The sequence below is a fragment of the Ancylobacter sp. GW821-FHT10E12 genome (assembly GCF_058809335.1).
Window position 1 is genome coordinate 1 of record NZ_JBXASN010000032.1, and the last position, 18,566, is coordinate 18,566.

At 65.4% G+C, this 18,566-nt stretch carries 14 protein-coding genes and 1 tRNA gene; all 15 read right to left on the reverse strand.

Going from position 1 to position 18,566, the window contains the following annotated elements; all coding sequences use genetic code 11:
- Positions 1-163: 163 nt before the first annotated feature.
- Entirely contained in the window at positions 164-2,239 is a 2,076-nt protein-coding gene (gene fusA / locus AC1RU4_RS25755; protein WP_492894650.1) for an elongation factor G, read from the reverse strand.
- A 27-nt stretch (positions 2,240-2,266) separates the two neighbouring features.
- Positions 2,267-2,737: a 30S ribosomal protein S7 gene (rpsG, locus tag AC1RU4_RS25760; protein ID WP_492894652.1), complete on the reverse strand. Its 471-nt coding sequence runs from the start codon at positions 2,735-2,737 to the stop codon at positions 2,267-2,269.
- An 11-nt stretch (positions 2,738-2,748) separates the two neighbouring features.
- On the reverse strand, positions 2,749-3,120 hold the full coding sequence (gene rpsL / locus AC1RU4_RS25765; RefSeq protein ID WP_018390597.1) for a 30S ribosomal protein S12: 372 nt from the start codon (positions 3,118-3,120) through the stop codon (positions 2,749-2,751).
- 678 nt (positions 3,121-3,798) lie between these two features.
- Positions 3,799-7,986 (reverse strand): DNA-directed RNA polymerase subunit beta', encoded by a 4,188-nt coding sequence (gene rpoC, locus AC1RU4_RS25770; protein ID WP_492894655.1) that lies wholly within the window; start codon positions 7,984-7,986, stop codon positions 3,799-3,801.
- A 136-nt stretch (positions 7,987-8,122) separates the two neighbouring features.
- Entirely contained in the window at positions 8,123-12,253 is a 4,131-nt protein-coding gene (gene rpoB, locus AC1RU4_RS25775; protein ID WP_492894657.1) for a DNA-directed RNA polymerase subunit beta, read from the reverse strand.
- 287 nt (positions 12,254-12,540) lie between these two features.
- Positions 12,541-12,915, reverse strand: coding sequence for a 50S ribosomal protein L7/L12 (gene rplL / locus AC1RU4_RS25780; RefSeq protein ID WP_492894659.1), 375 nt, complete (start codon positions 12,913-12,915; stop codon positions 12,541-12,543).
- 50 nt (positions 12,916-12,965) lie between these two features.
- A complete protein-coding gene (gene rplJ / locus AC1RU4_RS25785; RefSeq protein WP_492894661.1) occupies positions 12,966-13,487 on the reverse strand; it encodes a 50S ribosomal protein L10 in 522 nt (173 codons plus the stop codon).
- A gap of 496 nt (positions 13,488-13,983) precedes the next feature.
- On the reverse strand, positions 13,984-14,685 hold the full coding sequence (rplA, locus tag AC1RU4_RS25790; protein ID WP_492894663.1) for a 50S ribosomal protein L1: 702 nt from the start codon (positions 14,683-14,685) through the stop codon (positions 13,984-13,986).
- Positions 14,686-14,689: 4 nt separating this feature from the next.
- Entirely contained in the window at positions 14,690-15,139 is a 450-nt protein-coding gene (rplK, locus tag AC1RU4_RS25795; protein ID WP_492894665.1) for a 50S ribosomal protein L11, read from the reverse strand.
- Positions 15,140-15,399: 260 nt separating this feature from the next.
- A complete protein-coding gene (locus tag AC1RU4_RS25800; RefSeq protein ID WP_492894667.1) occupies positions 15,400-15,819 on the reverse strand; it encodes a ribbon-helix-helix domain-containing protein in 420 nt (139 codons plus the stop codon).
- 170 nt (positions 15,820-15,989) lie between these two features.
- Positions 15,990-16,592, reverse strand: coding sequence for a DJ-1/PfpI family protein (locus AC1RU4_RS25805; RefSeq protein ID WP_492894669.1), 603 nt, complete (start codon positions 16,590-16,592; stop codon positions 15,990-15,992).
- 289 nt (positions 16,593-16,881) lie between these two features.
- A complete protein-coding gene (gene nusG / locus AC1RU4_RS25810) occupies positions 16,882-17,412 on the reverse strand; it encodes a transcription termination/antitermination protein NusG (protein ID WP_492894671.1) in 531 nt (176 codons plus the stop codon).
- An 11-nt stretch (positions 17,413-17,423) separates the two neighbouring features.
- Complete coding sequence (gene secE / locus AC1RU4_RS25815) at positions 17,424-17,621, reverse strand: preprotein translocase subunit SecE (protein WP_492894673.1); 198 nt, start codon at positions 17,619-17,621, stop codon at positions 17,424-17,426.
- Between the two features lie 293 nt (positions 17,622-17,914).
- Positions 17,915-17,991: transfer RNA gene (locus tag AC1RU4_RS25820), tRNA-Trp, on the reverse strand.
- 470 nt (positions 17,992-18,461) lie between these two features.
- A partial coding sequence (locus tag AC1RU4_RS25825; protein WP_492894540.1) for an EF-Tu C-terminal domain-related protein occupies positions 18,462-18,566 on the reverse strand: 105 nt, incomplete at its 5' end.

The window sequence follows — 18,566 nt, forward strand, 5'->3', positions numbered from 1 at the left end:
CGTCTTGCCATGGTCGACATGACCGATCGTGCCGATGTTGCAGTGAGGCTTCGAACGGTTGAACTTCTCTTTGGCCACGGGGCTCTCCGTCGGTCGGTATTCAATGTTGATACGAAATCACTCGAAAGGTCGGGGATAACCCCTGACCAGGCCTACGCTTTTATCAAGCATATTTGGCCTGGACCTCCTGAGCGACGTTCGACGGCACCTGCTCGTAGTGGTCGAACTGCATGGTGAAGGTCGCGCGGCCCTGGCTGAAGGACCGCAGCGTGTTGACGTAGCCGAACATGTTGGCCAGCGGAACCATCGCATTCACGACGTTCGCATTGCCGCGCATGTCCTGGCCCTGGATCTGGCCGCGCCGCGAGTTCAGATCGCCGATGACCGAGCCGGTATAGTCTTCCGGGGTCACGACCTCGACCTTCATGATCGGCTCGAGGAGCACCGCGCCGCCCTTCTGCAGGGCCTCGCGGAACGCCGCACGGGAGGCGATTTCGAAGGCGAGCGCCGACGAGTCGACTTCGTGATAGGCGCCGTCGATCAGCTCGACCTTGACGTCCACGACCGGGAAGCCGGCCAGCACGCCCGAACCGAGCACGCTTTCCAGACCCTTGTTGACGCCGGGGATGTACTCCTTCGGCACCGCGCCGCCGATGACCTTGCTCTCGAACGCGAAGCCCTTGCCGACTTCGTTCGGCTCGACGATGAACTTCACCCGGGCGAACTGACCGGTACCGCCGGTCTGCTTCTTGTGGGTGTAGTCCACCTCGGTCTTGCGGGTGATCGTCTCGCGATAGGCCACCTGCGGAGCGCCGATATTGGCGTCGACCTTGTAGGTGCGCTTCAGGATGTCGACCTTGATGTCGAGATGCAGTTCGCCCATGCCCTTGAGGATGGTCTGGCCGCTCTCGAAATCGGTGGACACGCGGAAGGACGGATCCTCGGCGGCCAGCTTGGCGAGAGCGAGGCCCAGCTTCTCCTGGTCGGCCTTGGACTTCGGCTCGATCGCGATCTCGATGACCGGCTCGGGGAATTCCATCTTCTCAAGGATCACCGGCTTGGCGGTGTCGCACAGCGTGTCGCCGGTGCGCACTTCCTTCAGGCCGGCCAGCGCGACGATGTCGCCGGCATAGGCTTCCTTGATGTCTTCGCGGTTGTTCGCATGCATGAGCAGCATGCGGCCGACGCGCTCCTTCTTGTCGCGGGTCGAGTTCAGCAGACCCATGCCGGTCTCGAGCTTGCCCGAATAGATGCGGCAGAAGGTGATGGTGCCGACGAAGGGGTCGTCCATGATCTTGAACGCGAGCACCGACAGCGGGTCGGTATCGTTCGGGTTGCGGACGGTCTCTTCCTCGGTATTGAAGTCGATGCCCTTGATCGCGCCGCGATCGATCGGGCTCGGCAGGAAATCGCACACCGCGTCGAGCAGGGGCTGCACGCCCTTGTTCTTGAAGGCCGAGCCGCAGAAGACCGGGTTGAACACGCGGCCGATGACGGCCTTGCGGATCAGGCCCTTCAGGGTCGCCTCGTCCGGCTCGACGCCGTCGAGATAGGCCGACAGGACCTCGTCGTCGAGCTCGACGGCGGCTTCCAGCAGCTTGCCGCGATATTCGATCGCCTGGTCGAGCAGCTCGGCCGGGATCTCTTCGTCGTGATACTTCGCGCCGAGCTCTTCATTGTCCCACACGACCGCCTTCATGCGGACGAGGTCGATGACGCCCTTGAAGTTGTTCTCGGAACCGATCGGCAGCTGGCAGCACACCGGCTTGCCGTCCACGCGGTCGATGATCATCTCGACGCAGCGGAAGAAGTCGGCGCCGGTCTTGTCCATCTTGTTGACGAACACGATGCGCGGAACGTTGTACTTGTCGGCCTGGCGCCACACGGTCTCGGTCTGGGGCTCGACGCCCTGGTTGCCGTCGAGCACGCAGACGGCGCCGTCGAGCACGCGCAGCGAACGCTCGACTTCGATGGTGAAGTCGACGTGGCCGGGGGTGTCGATGATGTTCAGGCGCTTGCCGTGCCAGAAAGCGGTCGTCGCGGCGGACGTAATGGTGATGCCGCGCTCCTGCTCCTGGGTCATCCAGTCCATGGTGGCGGCGCCATCATGGACTTCGCCGATCTTGTGGCTCTTGCCGGTGTAATAGAGGATCCGCTCGGTAGTCGTGGTCTTCCCGGCATCGATGTGGGCCATGATGCCGAAGTTACGGTAGTCTTCGATGGCATTAATGCGCGACATATCAGATCCTCGTCCCGGCTCTCTTCATCACCAGCGATAGTGAGAGAAGGCGCGGTTCGCCTCCGCCATGCGGTGGGTGTCTTCACGTTTCTTCACGGCGGTGCCGCGATTGTTCGAGGCGTCGAGCAGTTCGCCCGACAGACGCTCGATCATGGTCTTCTCGTTGCGGGCGCGGGCCGCAGTGATCAGCCAGCGGATCGCCAGCGCCTGACGGCGCTCCGGACGAACCTCGACCGGCACCTGGTAGGTGGCGCCGCCGACGCGGCGGGAGCGCACCTCGATGGCCGGGCTGACATTGTCGAGCGCCTGGGTGAACACGCCGAGCGGCTCGGCCTTCGCCCGCGTCTCGACGATATCGAACGCGCCATAGACGATCTGCTCGGCAACCGACTTCTTGCCGTCATACATGACGGCGTTCATGAAGCGGCTCAGAACCTCGCTCCCGAACTTGGGATCGGGGGTGACTTCGCGGCGCTCTGCGCGGTGGCGACGGGACATCGTTCAGATCCTCACTTCGGCCGCTTGGCGCCGTACTTCGAACGGCGCTGCTTACGATTCTTGACGCCCTGGGTGTCGAGCACGCCACGCAGGATGTGGTAGCGCACGCCCGGAAGGTCCTTCACGCGGCCGCCGCGGATCATCACCACGGAGTGCTCCTGAAGGTTATGACCTTCGCCAGGGATGTAACCGATGACTTCATAGCCATTGGTCAGACGAACCTTGGCGACCTTACGAAGCGCCGAGTTCGGCTTCTTCGGGGTCGTGGTGTACACGCGGGTGCAAACGCCGCGCTTCTGCGGGCTGGCCTGCAGGGCCGGAACCTTGTTCCGGGCCTTCTGGGCTTCCCGCGGCTTGCGGATCAGCTGGTTGATCGTCGGCACGTCTTTTCGCCTTCGTCTCTGTTGCGACGGGAATAATGCCCGCGCGAACCCATTTTCCGCGGCCGCAACCGCATGAACGTTCTCTCTCGGCCGTTCGGAACCTTCCGCATGCGCCGGTCAGGCCGGCATTCAGGACAATCTGCGAACGAAAGAAGTGCCGCCGGCCAGCTTCTGGCCGAGGGCACTGCCGTTCAGAGGATCACGCGGACACCGAAGCGTCGCTCTGCGCGATCATGCGCCTGATATGGTCATGCTTATGTTCCGGCAGCGTCTCGGAATTCTGGGTCCGGGCTAGGCGCCCCGACACGGCAATTCCGACCTGCCTGCCGTGAAAGTCCGCGCTATCTACGCGGCGACTCGCCTCGCGTCAAGTCGAATCCGCGAAATTGGAGCCTCACAGCCCCGTGCGAGCCGTTGCGGACGTTAGATTCCACCCCGCCGTCACGCCGGGCAACATTCGATCGCGCTGCATCCGGCCGAATCCGCCACCGGCGGCAGGCCGACTCGCCGGCGCGACTCGGGACGGCAGGACCGACGGGGCGATTCCCGCGCGCGACGCCGGCATCGGCCGATTCGACGGCGGCATCTCGCCGATTCCCCCGTCGACAAAAAGAAGGGCCGCCTTCCCTTCGGAAGACGGCCCATCCTTCACTGAGGCGCAGCGAGCCCCGGACAGCCTCACTCGGCCGCCGGTCCCTCCAGCGCCGGAGCGTTCGTCACCGCCACGTCCTGCTCGTTCTGGGCGAGGATCAGTTCGTCGCGCGACGTCGCGGTCACCCGCAGCTTCGACATCTGGGCGCCGGTGCCGGCCGGGATCAGCCGGCCGACGATGACGTTTTCCTTCAGGCCGCCGAGATCGTCGGTCTTGCCGTTGACCGCCGCTTCGGTGAGCACCCGCGTCGTCTCCTGGAAGGAGGCGGCGGAGATGAAGGAGCGCGTCTGCAGCGACGCCTTGGTGATGCCCAGCAGAACCGGATGACCGCTGGCGGGCTTCTTGCCCTCGGCGATCAGCGCCTCGTTGATGACGTCGAGGTCGGAGATGTCCACCTGCTCGTTGGTGAGCAGGTCGCTGTCGCCGGCGTCGTCGATATCCACCTTCTGCAGCATCTGGCGGACGATCACCTCGATGTGCTTGTCGTTGATGAGCACGCCCTGCAGCCGGTAGACCTCCTGGATCTCGTTGACGAGATAGGCGGCGAGTTCCTCGACGCCCTTGATGGCCAGGATGTCGTGCGGCGCCGGGTTGCCGTCGACGATGAAGTCGCCCTTCTCGACGAGGTCGCCATCCTGCAGATGGATGTGCTTGCCCTTCGGGATCAGGTACTCGACCGGATCGTCCGTCGAGTCCTGCGGCTCGATGGTGAGGCGGCGCTTGTTCTTGTAGTCCTTGCCGAAGCGGATGGTGCCGGCGATTTCGGCGATGATCGCCGCATCCTTCGGCCGCCGCGCCTCGAACAGCTCCGCCACCCGCGGCAGACCGCCGGTGATGTCGCGGGTCTTGGCGCTTTCCATCGGCACGCGGGCGAGCACGTCGCCGGCCTTCACCGTGGTGTTCGGATCGACCGAGATGATCGCCTCGACCGGCAGGGTGTAGCGGGCGTCGCCGCCGCGCTGCAGCTTCAGCACCTTGCCGTCCGCACCCTTGACCACCATCGAGGGACGCAGCTCCGAGCCGCGGCCGGTGCGCCAGTCGGTGACGACGCGCTTGGCGATGCCGGTCGATTCGTCGACCGTCTCGCTCAGCGAGGCGCCTTCGACCAGATCCTCGTAACCGACCCAGCCCTCGACTTCGGTGAGGATCGGGCGGGTATAGGGGTCCCACTCGGCGATGCGCTGGCCGCGCTTGATCGGATCGCCCTCGTCCACCTTCAGCTTGGCGCCGAACTGGATGCGGTGCGCCGCGCGCTCGGTGCCGTCGTGATCGAGGATCACCACGGAGAGGTTGCGGCTCATGGCGATCAGCTCGCCGTCCGAGTTGCGCACCACGTTGCGGTTGCGGATCTTCACCGTGCCCTCGAAGCTGGCCTCGATGAAGGACTGCTCGGAGAGCTGCGCCGCGCCGCCGATGTGGAAGGTGCGCATGGTGAGCTGCGTGCCCGGCTCGCCGATCGACTGGGCGGCGATGACGCCGACCGCCTCGCCGAGGTTCACCGGGGTGCCGCGCGCCAGGTCGCGGCCGTAGCAGGTGCCGCACACGCCGCTCTTGGCCTCGCAGGTCAAGACCGAACGGATCTTGATCTCCTGGATGTTGGCCTTGGCGATGCGCTCGACATCCGGCTCGTCGATCATCTTGCCTTCCGGCACGATGACGATCCCGGTCGCCGCCTCGATCACGTCCTCCGCCACCGTGCGGCCGAGAACGCGCGACCCGAGGGTGGCGACGATCTGGCCGGCATCGACGATGGCGCGCATGCCGATACCCTTGGTGGTACCGCAGTCGCGGATCGTGATGATGCTGTCCTGCGCCACGTCGACGAGACGACGGGTCAGGTAGCCCGAGTTGGCGGTCTTCAGCGCGGTGTCGGCGAGGCCCTTGCGCGCACCGTGGGTCGAGTTGAAGTACTCGAGCACGGAGAGGCCTTCCTTGAAGTTCGAGATGATCGGCGTCTCGATGATCTCGCCCGAGGGCTTGGCCATCAGGCCGCGCATGGCGGCGAGCTGGCGCATCTGCTCGCGCGAGCCGCGGGCGCCCGAATGCGCCATCATGTAGATCGAGTTGATCTGCTTCTCGCGGCCGGTGACCGGATCCTTCTTGACGGCCGAAATCTCGGCCATCATCTCGTCGGCCAGGCGCGCCGAGCACTTGCCCCAGGCGTCCACGACCTTGTTGTACTTTTCGCCCTGGGTGATCAGGCCGTCATTGTACTGCTGCTCGTACTCCTTGGTGAGGGCACGGGTCTCTTCGACCATGTCCCACTTCTTGGAGGGCACCACCATGTCGTCCTTGCCGAAGGAAATGCCGGCGCGGAAGGCGTTGTGGAAGCCGAGCGACATGATGCGGTCGCAGAAGATGACCGTCTCCTTCTGACCGCAGTGGCGGTAGACGGTGTCGATCATGTTCGAGATTTCCTTCTTGGTCATCAGCTTGTTGACGACGTCGAAGGGAGTCTTGGCGTTCTTGGGCAGCAGCTCGCCGAGCTTCATGCGGCCGGGCGTGGTCTCGTAGATCTTCGAGGCGGACTTGCCGTTCTCGTCGACGCCGATATAGCGCCCGCGCACCTTGGTGTGCAGGGTGATGGCCTTGGCGGCCAGCGCATGGTCGATCTCGCCCATGTTGGCGAACGCCATGCCCTGGCCCGGCTCGTTCTCCTTCATCATGGTGAGGTAGTAGAGACCGAGCACGATGTCCTGCGACGGCACGATGATCGGCGCGCCGTTGGCCGGGTGCAGGATGTTGTTGGTCGACATCATCAGCACGCGGGCTTCGAGCTGCGCCTCGATGGACAGCGGCACGTGCACGGCCATCTGGTCGCCGTCGAAATCGGCGTTGAAGGCCGAGCAGACGAGCGGGTGCAGCTGGATCGCCTTGCCCTCGATCAGCACCGGCTCGAAGGCCTGGATGCCGAGGCGGTGCAGCGTCGGGGCGCGGTTCAGCATCACCGGATGCTCGCGGATCACCTCGTCGAGGATGTCCCACACCTCGGGACGCTCCTTCTCGACCAGCTTCTTCGCCTGCTTGACCGTCGCGGAAAGCCCCTTGGCGTCGAGCCGCGAATAGATGAACGGCTTGAACAGCTCCAGCGCCATCTTCTTTGGCAGGCCGCACTGGTGCAGCTTCAGCTCGGGACCGACCACGATCACCGAACGGCCGGAATAGTCGACGCGCTTGCCGAGCAGGTTCTGGCGGAACCGGCCCTGCTTGCCCTTCAGCATGTCGGCGAGCGACTTCAGCGGGCGCTTGTTGGCGCCGGTGATGACGCGGCCGCGGCGGCCATTGTCGAACAGCGCATCGACCGCTTCCTGAAGCATGCGCTTCTCGTTGCGGATGATGATGTCCGGCGCCTTCAGCTCGATCAGCCGCTTCAGGCGGTTGTTGCGGTTGATGACGCGGCGGTACAGGTCGTTGAGGTCGGAGGTCGCGAAGCGGCCGCCGTCGAGCGGCACCAGCGGGCGCAGGTCCGGCGGGATCACCGGCACATGCGTCAGGATCATCCATTCCGGCTTGTTGCCGGACAGCTGGAAGGCCTCGACGATCTTCAGCCGCTTGGCGAGCTTCTTCGGCTTCAGCTCGGTGGTCGCCTCGGCGATCTCCTTGCGCAGGTTGCCGGCGATCTGCTCCAGGTCCATCGAGCGCAGCAGCTCGCGAATGGCCTCGGCGCCGATCAGGGCGGTGAAGCTGTCGTCGCCATACTCTTCCTGGGCGCGCAGATAGTCCTCTTCCGAGAGGAGCTGACGCTCCTTCAGCGGGGTGAGGCCCGGCTCGATGACGCAGTAGTACTCGAAGTACAGGATGCGCTCGAGGTCCTTCAGCGTCATGTCGAGCAGCAGGCCGATGCGGCTCGGGAGCGACTTCAGGAACCAGATATGCGCGACCGGGGCGGCGAGCTCGATATGGCCCATACGCTCGCGGCGCACGCGCGAGAGGGTGACCTCGACGCCGCACTTCTCGCAGATGATGCCCTTGTACTTCATGCGCTTGTACTTGCCGCACAAGCACTCGTAGTCCTTGATCGGCCCGAAGATGCGGGCGCAGAACAGGCCGTCACGCTCCGGCTTGAAGGTCCGGTAGTTGATCGTCTCGGGCTTCTTGATCTCGCCGAAGGACCAGGACTGGATCTTCTCCGGGCTCGCGATCGAGATCTTGATCTGATCGAACGTGGGCGCCGGGACCGCCGGATTGAAGAGATTCATCACCTCTTGATTCATCACAGTCTCCTTCGGCTCGGACACGGCCGCCGCCGTCGCGGGGAACATCGTGTCACTGAAATCTGGTCGTATCGCACAAGGCAGTTCGCGCGCGGAGGCCCGGTTGAGGCTTCCGCGCGCGCTGTAGGGAAGACCGCTATTCGGCGGCGGGCAGGCTTTCGCCGGCGCCGGGCACCACGCTCTGGGTCTTGGAGTTCATCAGCTCGACGTTCAGACCCAGCGAGCGCATTTCCTTCACGAGCACGTTGAAGCTCTCGGGAATGCCGGCCTCGAAAGTGTCGTCGCCGCGCACGATGGCCTCGTAGACCTTGGTGCGGCCGGCCACGTCGTCCGACTTCACGGTAAGCATCTCCTGCAGCGTATAGGCCGCGCCATACGCCTCGAGCGCCCACACCTCCATTTCGCCGAAGCGCTGGCCGCCGAACTGCGCCTTGCCGCCCAGCGGCTGCTGGGTGACGAGCGAGTAGGGACCGATCGAACGGGCATGGATCTTGTCGTCGACCAGGTGGTGGAGCTTCAGCATGTAGATGTAGCCCACCGTGACCTTGCGGTCGAACTGCTCGCCGGTGCGCCCGTCATACAGCGTCGACTGCGCCGACTTGTCGAGGCCGGCCAGCTCCAGCATGCGCTCGATATCCGCCTCGCGGGCGCCGTCGAACACCGGCGTGGCGATGGGAACGCCGCGCCGCAGGTTGGAGCCGAGCTCGACCAGGCCCTCCTCGTCGAGCGAGGCGATGGTCTCGTCCTTGCCGTAGATGTCGCTGAACGCCTTCTTCAGCGGCGCGACGTCGTTGGCCCGACGGTACTGCTCGATCGCCCGGTCGATCACCTTGCCGAGGCCCGCGCAGGCCCAGCCGAGATGCGTCTCCAGGATTTGCCCGACATTCATGCGCGAGGGCACGCCGAGCGGGTTGAGCACCATGTCGACCGGGGTGCCGTCCTCCAGGAACGGCATGTCCTCGACCGGGACGATGCGCGAGACCACGCCCTTGTTGCCGTGCCGGCCGGCCATCTTGTCGCCCGGCTGGATCTTGCGCTTCACCGCGATGAAGACCTTGACCATCTTCATCACGCCGGGCGGCAGTTCGTCGCCGCGCTGCAGCTTCTCGACCTTGTCGAGGAAGCGCTGCTCGAGGCGCTTCTTCGATTCGTCGTACTGGTTGCGCATGGCTTCCAGCTCGCTCATGAGCTGGTCGTCGGCCACCGCGAACATCCACCACTGGCTGCGCGGATAATCCGTCAGCACGCTGCGGGTGATCGTGACGTCCTTCTTGAAGCCCTTGGGGCCAGCGACGCCGACCTTGCCGTCCAGCATCTCGGCCAGGCGGCCGAAGACGTTGCGGTCGAGGATGGCCTGCTCGTCGTCGCGGTCCTTGGCGAGGCGTTCGATCTCCTCGCGCTCGATCGCCTGGGCGCGCTCGTCCTTGTCGACGCCGTGGCGGTTGAACACGCGCACTTCGACGATGGTGCCGGTCACGCCCGGGGGAACGCGCAGCGAGGTGTCGCGCACGTCGGCGGCCTTCTCGCCGAAGATGGCGCGCAGAAGCTTCTCTTCCGGCGTCATCGGGCTCTCGCCCTTCGGGGTGATCTTGCCGCAGAGGATGTCGCCCGCCTGCACCTCGGCACCGATATAGACGATGCCGGCCTCGTCCAGGTTCTTCAGCGCCTCTTCCGACACGTTCGGAATGTCGCGGGTGATTTCCTCGGGACCGAGCTTGGTGTCGCGGGCCATCACCTCGAACTCCTCGATATGGATCGACGAGAAGATGTCGCCCTTCGAGATGTTCTCGGACAGCAGGATGGAGTCCTCGAAGTTATAGCCGTTCCACGGCATGAACGCGACGAGGATGTTCCGGCCGAGCGCCAGGTCGCCGAGATCGGTCGAGGGACCGTCGGCGATGATGTCGCCCTTGCGCACCCGGTCGCCCACGCGCACCAGCGGACGCTGGTTGATGCAGGTCGACTGGTTGGAGCGCTGGAACTTCTGCAGGCGGTAGATGTCGACGCCCGACTTGGAGGCGTCGTTCTCTTCCGTCGCCCGGATGACGATACGGGTGGCGTCCACCTGGTCGATCACGCCGGTGCGGCGGGCCGCGATGGCGGCGCCGGAGTCACGGGCGACCACCGATTCCATGCCGGTGCCCACGAACGGAGCATCGGCGCGGACCAGCGGCACCGCCTGGCGCTGCATGTTCGAGCCCATCAGCGCGCGGTTGGCGTCGTCGTTCTCGAGGAACGGGATCAGCGCCGCGGCGACGGAGACCAGCTGCTTCGGCGACACGTCCATGAAGTCGACGCGGTCCGGGGTGACCAGCAGCACGTCGCCGGCATGGCGGCAGACGATCAGGTCCTCGGTGAACCGGCCTTCGGCGTCGAGCGGGATGTTGGCCTGGGCGACGTAGTACTTCCCCTCCTCCATGGCGGAGAGATAGACCACCTCATCCTGGACCTGGCTGTCCTTGACCCGGCGATAGGGCGCCTCGATGAAGCCGTACTTGTTCACGCGGGCGAAGGTCGCCAGCGAGTTGATCAGGCCGATATTCGGGCCTTCCGGCGTCTCGATCGGGCAGATGCGGCCGTAATGCGTCGGGTGCACGTCGCGCACCTCGAAGCCGGCGCGCTCGCGCGTCAGGCCGCCCGGACCAAGCGCCGAGAGACGGCGCTTGTGGGTGATCTCCGACAGCGGGTTGGTCTGGTCCATGAACTGCGAGAGCTGGGACGAGCCGAAGAACTCGCGCACCGCCGCCGCCACCGGCTTCGCATTGATCAGATCCTGCGGCATCACGGTGTCGATGTCGACGGACGACATGCGCTCCTTGATGGCGCGCTCCATACGCAGCAGGCCGACGCGGTACTGGTTCTCCATCAGCTCGCCGACCGACCGCACGCGGCGATTGCCGAGATGGTCGATGTCGTCGATCTCGCCCTTGCCGTCGCGCAGTTCCACCAGCGTCTTGATGACCGCGAGGATGTCCTCGCGGCGCAGCACGCGCACGGTGTCCTCGGCGTCGAGGTCGAGACGCATGTTCATCTTCACGCGGCCGACCGAGGAGAGGTCGTAGCGCTCGCTGTCGAAGAACAGCGAGTGGAACATCGCCTGCGCGGAATCGAGCGTCGGCGGCTCGCCCGGACGCATCACGCGGTAGATGTCGAACAGGGCGTCCTCGCGGGTGACGTTCTTGTCGACGGCCAGGGTGTTGCGGATATAGGCGCCGATATTGACGTGGTCGATGTCGAGGATCGGCAGGTCGTCATAGCCCAGCTCGGCGAGCTGCTTCAGCATCTTCTCCGAGACTTCCTCGCCCGCCTCGATATAGATCTCGCCGGTCTGCGGATTGACGAGGTCCTCGGCGACGTAGCGGCCGATCATCTCCTCGTCGGGGATCTTGAGCGCCTTGAGGCCCTTCTCGGCGAGCTGGCGCGCCTGGCGCACGGTCACCTTCTTGCCGGCCTCGACCACCACTTCGCCGGTATCGGCGTCGACGAGGTCGGAAATCGCCTTGTAGCCCTTCATGCGCTTCGGGTCGAAGGGCATGCGCCATCCGTCCTTCGCACGGCTGAAGGTGATGGTGTCGTAGAAGGTATTGAGGATCTCTTCGCCGGCGAGGCCGAGGGCGAACAGCAGCGACGTCACCGGAATCTTGCGGCGGCGGTCGATACGCGCGAACACGATGTCCTTGGCGTCGAACTCGATGTCGAGCCAGGAGCCGCGATACGGGATGATGCGGGCGGCGAACAGGAGCTTGCCCGAGGAATGGGTCTTGCCCTTGTCGTGGTCGAAGAACACGCCCGGCGAGCGGTGCATCTGCGAGACGATGACGCGCTCGGTGCCGTTGACGATGAAGGTGCCGTTCATCGTCATCAGCGGGATGTCGCCCATATAGACGTCCTGCTCCTTGATGTCCTTGACGGACTTGGAGCCGGTATCGGGGTCGACATCGAACACGATGAGGCGGAGGGTCACCTTCAGCGGCGCCGCGAAGGTCATGCCGCGCTGGCGGCACTCGTCCACGTCATATTTCGGCGGTTCGAACTCGTAGCGGACGAATTCGAGCATGGCCGCGCCCGAAAAGTCCGAGATCGGGAAAACCGATTTGAAAACCGCCTGAATGCCGTCGTCCGCACGCCCGCCCTTCGGCTCGACGATCTGCAGGAACTGGTCATAGGACGCCTTCTGAACCTCGATGAGGTTCGGCATCTCCGCCACTTCCTGGATCTTGCCGAAAAACTTGCGGACCCGCTTACGACCGGTGAACGTCTGCGCCATGTCGCTCCTCGCTCCGTCCGAGTATCCGTCTGCGCGCTCCAAATCGCCCGAAGCGTGGCTCCGCCACGGGCCTGAAGCGCATTCTCGCGGAGAAACGTGCCCTCCATGCGGCAAGGCCGCTTCGGGTCCATCCCTCTCCGCGCCTGACGGCTCGCCCGACGATCCCGGCCCGAGGGCTGCGGGATGGTCGGGGAAGCCGTCCGGCTTCCTCCCGGGCGCCGATCCACAGGGACAACGGCCGGGAAGGACCGCCGGCAGAACCGGCGGCCCCCGAAATGATCAGACGATCACTTAAGCTCGACCTTGGCGCCGGCCTTCTCGATCTGCGCCTTGACCTTCTCGGCCTCTTCCTTGGTCACACCTTCCTTGACCGCCTTGGGAGCAGCCTCGACGAGGTCCTTGGCTTCCTTGAGGCCCAGGCCGGTCACGGCGCGGACTTCCTTGATCACCTCGATCTTCTTGTCGCCGGCGGCGACGAGCATCACGGTGAACTCGGTCTGCTCTTCGACCGGAGCCGCGGCAGCGGCGCCCGGGGCGGCAGCGACCGCCACGGCGGCGGCAGCGGAAACGCCCCACTTCTCTTCGAGGAGCTTCGCGAGCTCGGCAGCCTCGAGGACGGTCAGGGTGGACAGCTCGTCAACGAGCTTCGACAGATCAGCCATTTTCTCTAAGTCCTTGGATTTAGGTTCGAACCAGTATTACCGGGGAAGCCTCACGCGGCTTCGTTCTCGCTGGTGGCATATGCCCCGAACACACGGGCGAGCTTCGCCGCCGGTGCGTTGACGACCTGAGCGATCTTGGTGGCCGGAGCCTGGATAAGGCCGACCAGCTTGGCGCGCAGTTCGTCGAGCGACGGCAGCGTGGCAAGAGCCTTCACGCCGTCGACATTCAGGGAGGTCTTGCCCATCGCGCCGCCCAGGATCACGAACTTGTCGTGGGCCTTGGCGAAATCGACGGCGACCTTCGGGGCCGCAACAGGATCGCTCGAGTAAGCGATGATGGTCGGGCCCTTCAGCAGGTTACCGACATGTGCGACGTCCGAGCCTTCGAGAGCGATCTTCGCGAGGCGGTTCTTCGCCACTTTCACGGTCGCGCCGCTCGCCTTCATCTGTCGACGCAGGTTCGACAGCTGGGCGACGGTGAGGCCGGAATAGTGGGCCACGACGACGACCGAAGTGCCCTTGAACACTTCGGACAGCGACGCGACGAGCTCTTCTTTTTGTGCTCGATCCACTTCACTTGCTCTCCGGTGACGAGATGGAACGTCCACCCCGCCAGTTTGCGCCTTGTCTCCCGCCGGAAGGCGGTCGACGGTTAGAATCCTGTCCCCTGGGACCGAAAAACCGGCCAAGGCGCTGGTTCGAGCCGAAATCCAAGCACCGGCGAACCGGCCCTCATCCTTCGGTCGTACCCCGTCTATGCAGGCCCCGAACTGGGATTAGGTCGACCCGGAACGGGCCGACACCTGCAGTCTCGGACAGGACTTGGGCCGGCAGGGCGAGCCCTACCGGCCCCTTCGTCCGGGTTAGCGGACGAAAGCTTCGAATTTCGTCGGTATCGCACCCGATTCCGAGCCGAAACGACTCGTTGCCGGGAACGAAACCGCCCATATAGAGGGTCTAATGGAGTTTGTCAGCCCCAGATAGCACCGGGACTGCTCCAATTCTACCCCTGCCCCGATCACGCCGGCGCGACTGCGGGCCGCGCCGGGGACGATCGGCACCGCCCGATCAACCGGCGGACAGCACCGAGGCCGGCTCGACCTTCACGCCCGGACCCATGGTCGAGGACAGCGCGATGCGCTGCACATAGGTGCCCTTGGCGCCGGTCGGCTTGGCGCGAACCACCGCGTCGGCGAAGGCGCGGATGTTCTCGGCCAGCTTGTCGGTCGGGAACGAGGCCTTGCCGATGCCGGCGTGGATGATGCCGGCCTTCTCGACGCGGAACTCGATCGCGCCGCCCTTGGCGGCTTCCACCGCGCCCTTGACGTCCATGGTCACGGTGCCGACCTTCGGGTTCGGCATCAGGCCGCGCGGGCCGAGCACCTTGCCGAGACGGCCGACCAGCGGCATCAGGTCCGGGGTGGCGATGCAGCGATCGAACTCGATCGTGCCGCCCTGGACGATCTCCAGCAGGTCCTCGGCGCCGACGATGTCGGCACCCGCCGCCTTGGCCTCGTCAGCCTTGGCGCCGCGGGCGAACACCGCCACGCGCACGGTACGGCCGGAGCCGTTCGGCAGGTTGCACACGCCGCGGACCATCTGGTCGGCATGGCGGGGGTCGACGCCGAGATTCATCGCGACCTCGATGGTCTCGTCGAACTTGGCGGTGGCACGCTCCTTGAGCATCCCGATGGCCTCGTCGAGACCATAGAGCTTCAGGGGGTCGATACCGTCGCGGGTGGCGCGAACACGCTTTGCAATCTTGGCCATCAGCTCAACCCACAACCTCGAGGCCCATGGAACGGGCGGAGCCTTCGATCATGCGGACCGCCGATTCGACGGTGTCGCAGTTCAGATCCTTCATCTTCTTTTCGGCGATCTCGCGCATCTGCGCCTGGGAGATCTTGCCGACGAAGCTGCCCTTGCCGGTGGTCTTGTGACCCGAGCCGGGCTTCTTCTTGGTCTCGAGGCCCGCCGCCTTCTTCAGGAAGTAGGAGACCGGGGGGGTCTTGAGCTCGAAGGTGAAGGAACGGTCCTGATACGCGGTGATCAGCACCGGGATCGGCATGCCCTTTTCCATCTGGGCGGTCTGGGCGTTGAACGCCTTGCAGAATTCCATGATGTTGAGGCCGCGCTGGCCGAGCGCGGGACCGATCGGCGGGGCCGGATTGGCCGAGCCGGCCGGCACCTGCAGTTTGACGTAGCCGGTAATCTTCTTCGCCATGAAAGGCTCCTGCTGCGCGGGCGGCTGCCAAGCCACCAGCACAAATCACGCCGTCACGGCGTCTTGAAGCCGTGGGCGACGTGGGTTCCGGGTCGCGGTCGCGGCACGCGTGCTCCGGCTGGCGAACCGGTCGTGCCTCCCGCGGATTCATTCGACCCTTGCGGGTGAGCCTGCCCGATCCGGGCACGCAAAGGGTCGCCTACACCAGAATCGTCGAAAAGGAAAGCCCCAAAGGAAAGCCCGACATGCAGCTGCCGGCCTCAAGCGGCCGGGTGCAGCGCCCCGCTCCGGCGCAGGCCGGCGGCGCGGCCAGGCTCCGTGCGCTCCGCCTGCCCCGCCCGCCGCGCTTCGCGCGCGAGTATGGCATCGGCATCCAGCCCGGATATCGGCGCGGAAAGATCGCGCGGCACCTCGCCTTCGAGCTGGAGCGCCAGGTAGCGCCCGCAGCATACCCGCAGGAACGAGGCGAAGTTCTCCACGCCGCCATGGGCGAAGAGCAGTTCCTCATGCAGTTTGGCGAGCAGCTGCGGCAGGCTCATGCCGTCGCGCCGGGCAATCTCCTCCAGCACCCGCCAGTAGAAGTTCTCCAGCCGCACGCTGGTGGAGAAGCCATGCAGGCGCAACGATTTCAGCCGTGTCTGCCAAAGGCGCGCATCGGCTTCGATGAAGAGCTTGCACATCGCATCGCTCCCGAGTGGTTCGCCGGAGGAGGAGGGATCATAGACCCCTCCCCCGCCGAGGTCGAGCTTGGCCGCGCAGGACCTTGGCCATGGAAGACCCTGGCCGCAGAAGACCCTGCCGGTTGACGACGTTGCCGGCGGGAGCTCGGCCGGCGGAAGCGTGCGGCCGCTCAGGCCGCCTGCCGCTGGGCGCCGTGGCTGATCGCGGTGCCGAGCACGGCGAGGAACTGGGCGATCCAGGCCGGATGCGCCGGCCAGGCCGGGGCGCTGACCAGGTTGCGGTCGGTCACCGCCGCGTCGATGGCGATGTCGGCATAGGTGCCGCCGGCGAGTTCCACCTCAGCGCGGCAGGCGGGATAGGCCGAGCAGGTGCGCCCCTCCAGCACCCGCGCCCCGGCGAGCAGCTGCGCGCCATGGCAGACGGCGGCGACCGGCTTGTCGGTCTCGAAGAAGTGACGGACGATCTCGATCACCCGGTCGTTCAGCCGCAGATATTCCGGCGCCCGGCCGCCGGGAATCACCAGCGCGTCGTAGCGGGCCGGATCGACCTCGGCGAAGGTGGCGTTGAGCGTGAAATTGTGGCCGCGCTTTTCCGAATAGGTCTGCTGGCCCTCGAAATCATGGATCGAGGTGGCGATGGAATCGCCGGCCTTCTTGTCCGGGCAGACGGCGTGGACGGTGTGGCCCACGGCCAGCAGCGCCTGGAACGGCACCATGGTCTCGTAGTCTTCGACGAAGTCGCCGACGATCATCAGGATACGCTTGCCCGCCATGTCTTCCTCCCGTGCTGCCGCCTTGTGGCGTGTGGAGGGAGGATAGGCCGGCGCCCGGCGGCGCGGGTGTTATCCGGTTATAGCGATACAGCCGACCGATCGGGCCGCTCCCGTGCGATCGTCATCCCGGACGGCCGCAGGCCGATCCGGGATCGCTCGGGAGCCGGAGAGCGATCCCGGCTCTCCGCTGCGCTCCGGCCGGGATGACGACCACGTCCCAAACGAAAAAGGCGCGGACCCTGCCGCGCCTTCCAAAAATCCACTGCGAAGAAGCCCGGGCCTTCTCGGGTCAGGTCTTCTCGACCTGGTTGAATTCCAGCTCCACCGGCGTGGCGCGGCCGAAGATCGACACCGCCACCTTGAGCCGCGAGCGGGCCTCGTCCACTTCCTCGACGATGCCGTTGAAGGAGGCGAACGGGCCGTCCGACACCTTGACCGTCTCGCCGACCTCGAAGCTGACCGAGGGCTTGGGCCGCTCGATGCCTTCCTGCACCTGCTGCAGGATGCGCATCGCCTCCGATTCGGCGATCGGCATCGGCTTGTTGTCGGCGCCGAGGAAGCCGGTGACCTTCGGGGTGTTCTTGATGAGATGGAAGGCCTCGTCGGTGAGGTCCATCTTCACCAGCACGTAGCCGGGGAAGAACTTGCGCTCGGCGTCGACCTTGCGGCCACGGCGCACCTCGACGATCTTCTCGATCGGCACCAGCACCTGCTCGAACAGGTCGGCGAGGCCGCGCTGCGCGGCCTGTTCCTTGATCGAATCGGCGACCTTCTTCTCGAAGTTCGAATAGGCGTGGACGATGTACCAGCGCTTCGCCATGTCTCGCTCCCTCAGCGGCCGAGATGCAGAAGCTGCGCGACCGCGAAGCTCAGGATCTGGTCGGCGACCAGGAAGAACAAGGACGCCACGACCACCATGACGAACACCATCGCCGTGGTGATCAGCGTCTCGCGGCGGGTCGGAAAGGTAACCTTGCGCGTTTCGGCGCGGACCTGCTGAAAGAACTGGACCGGGTTCGTCTTCGCCATGCTCGTCTCGAAACGCCTCTGGGCGGAGCGCCTTCCCCAGATGGAGAAGCCGGCCCGCGAAATTGGAATGCGGGGTGTCCCGCGCATCGCCGTCCGTAAGGAGCGACGCGGGCGTATAGCCTGCAAACCCGCTTCTCGTCAAAGGACGTCTGCCAGCTGGAGCCCTTTCCGATCAGGAGGAACGCCTGAACGGCAGGAAAATGCTCCCACCCAAGAAACTGGAGCCTGTTCTCACCGCAGAAGCCGTTCAACTTCTGCGGAACATGCTCCGGCCTGCCATCCGCCGGAAGGGATGGCAGGAGTGGAGGGACTCGAACCCCCAACCCCCGGTTTTGGAGACCGGTGCTCTAACCAGTTGAGCTACACTCCTACAGCCCGCGAGCGGGCCGGGTCTTCCTAGTTGATCCGCCCGCCCCGTGTAAAGAGAGGAGAGCGGCTCGCCTCCCTTACTCCACACCCGCCTCACTGCACGCCTGATCGTGGCGGGCGCGTGCCGGAGGGGCGGCGCATGCGCGATTGGCGCCGTTGCCCGGCGCGTTCTCGAACACGCATCGTGTCGTCGGCGGCGTGCCGCATGCCTTTGCGAGATCGGCATAGCCGACGCACCTGCCGTCAGGGCCGCGATAGCCGGAGCCGCGATAGCCGGAGCCGCGATAGCCGGAGCCGCCCTTGCAGCCGCATCCCCGGCAGCTGGGACGTTCGGGGCATTGCGCCCCGGCCCGCGGGCGCGAAAGCCAGCAGGCCGAGGAGGACGAGCCCCAGCCCCCGCGCCACATGCCCCGCGCCATATGCCGGCGCGGGGATGAGGGAACGCGGCAGGCCGCATTCCCTCATCCATCATCACTCGATGATGCTGGCAACCACTCCAGCACCGACGGTGCGTCCGCCTTCGCGGATGGCGAAGCGCAGCTTGTCTTCCATCGCGATCGGCACGATCAGCGCCAC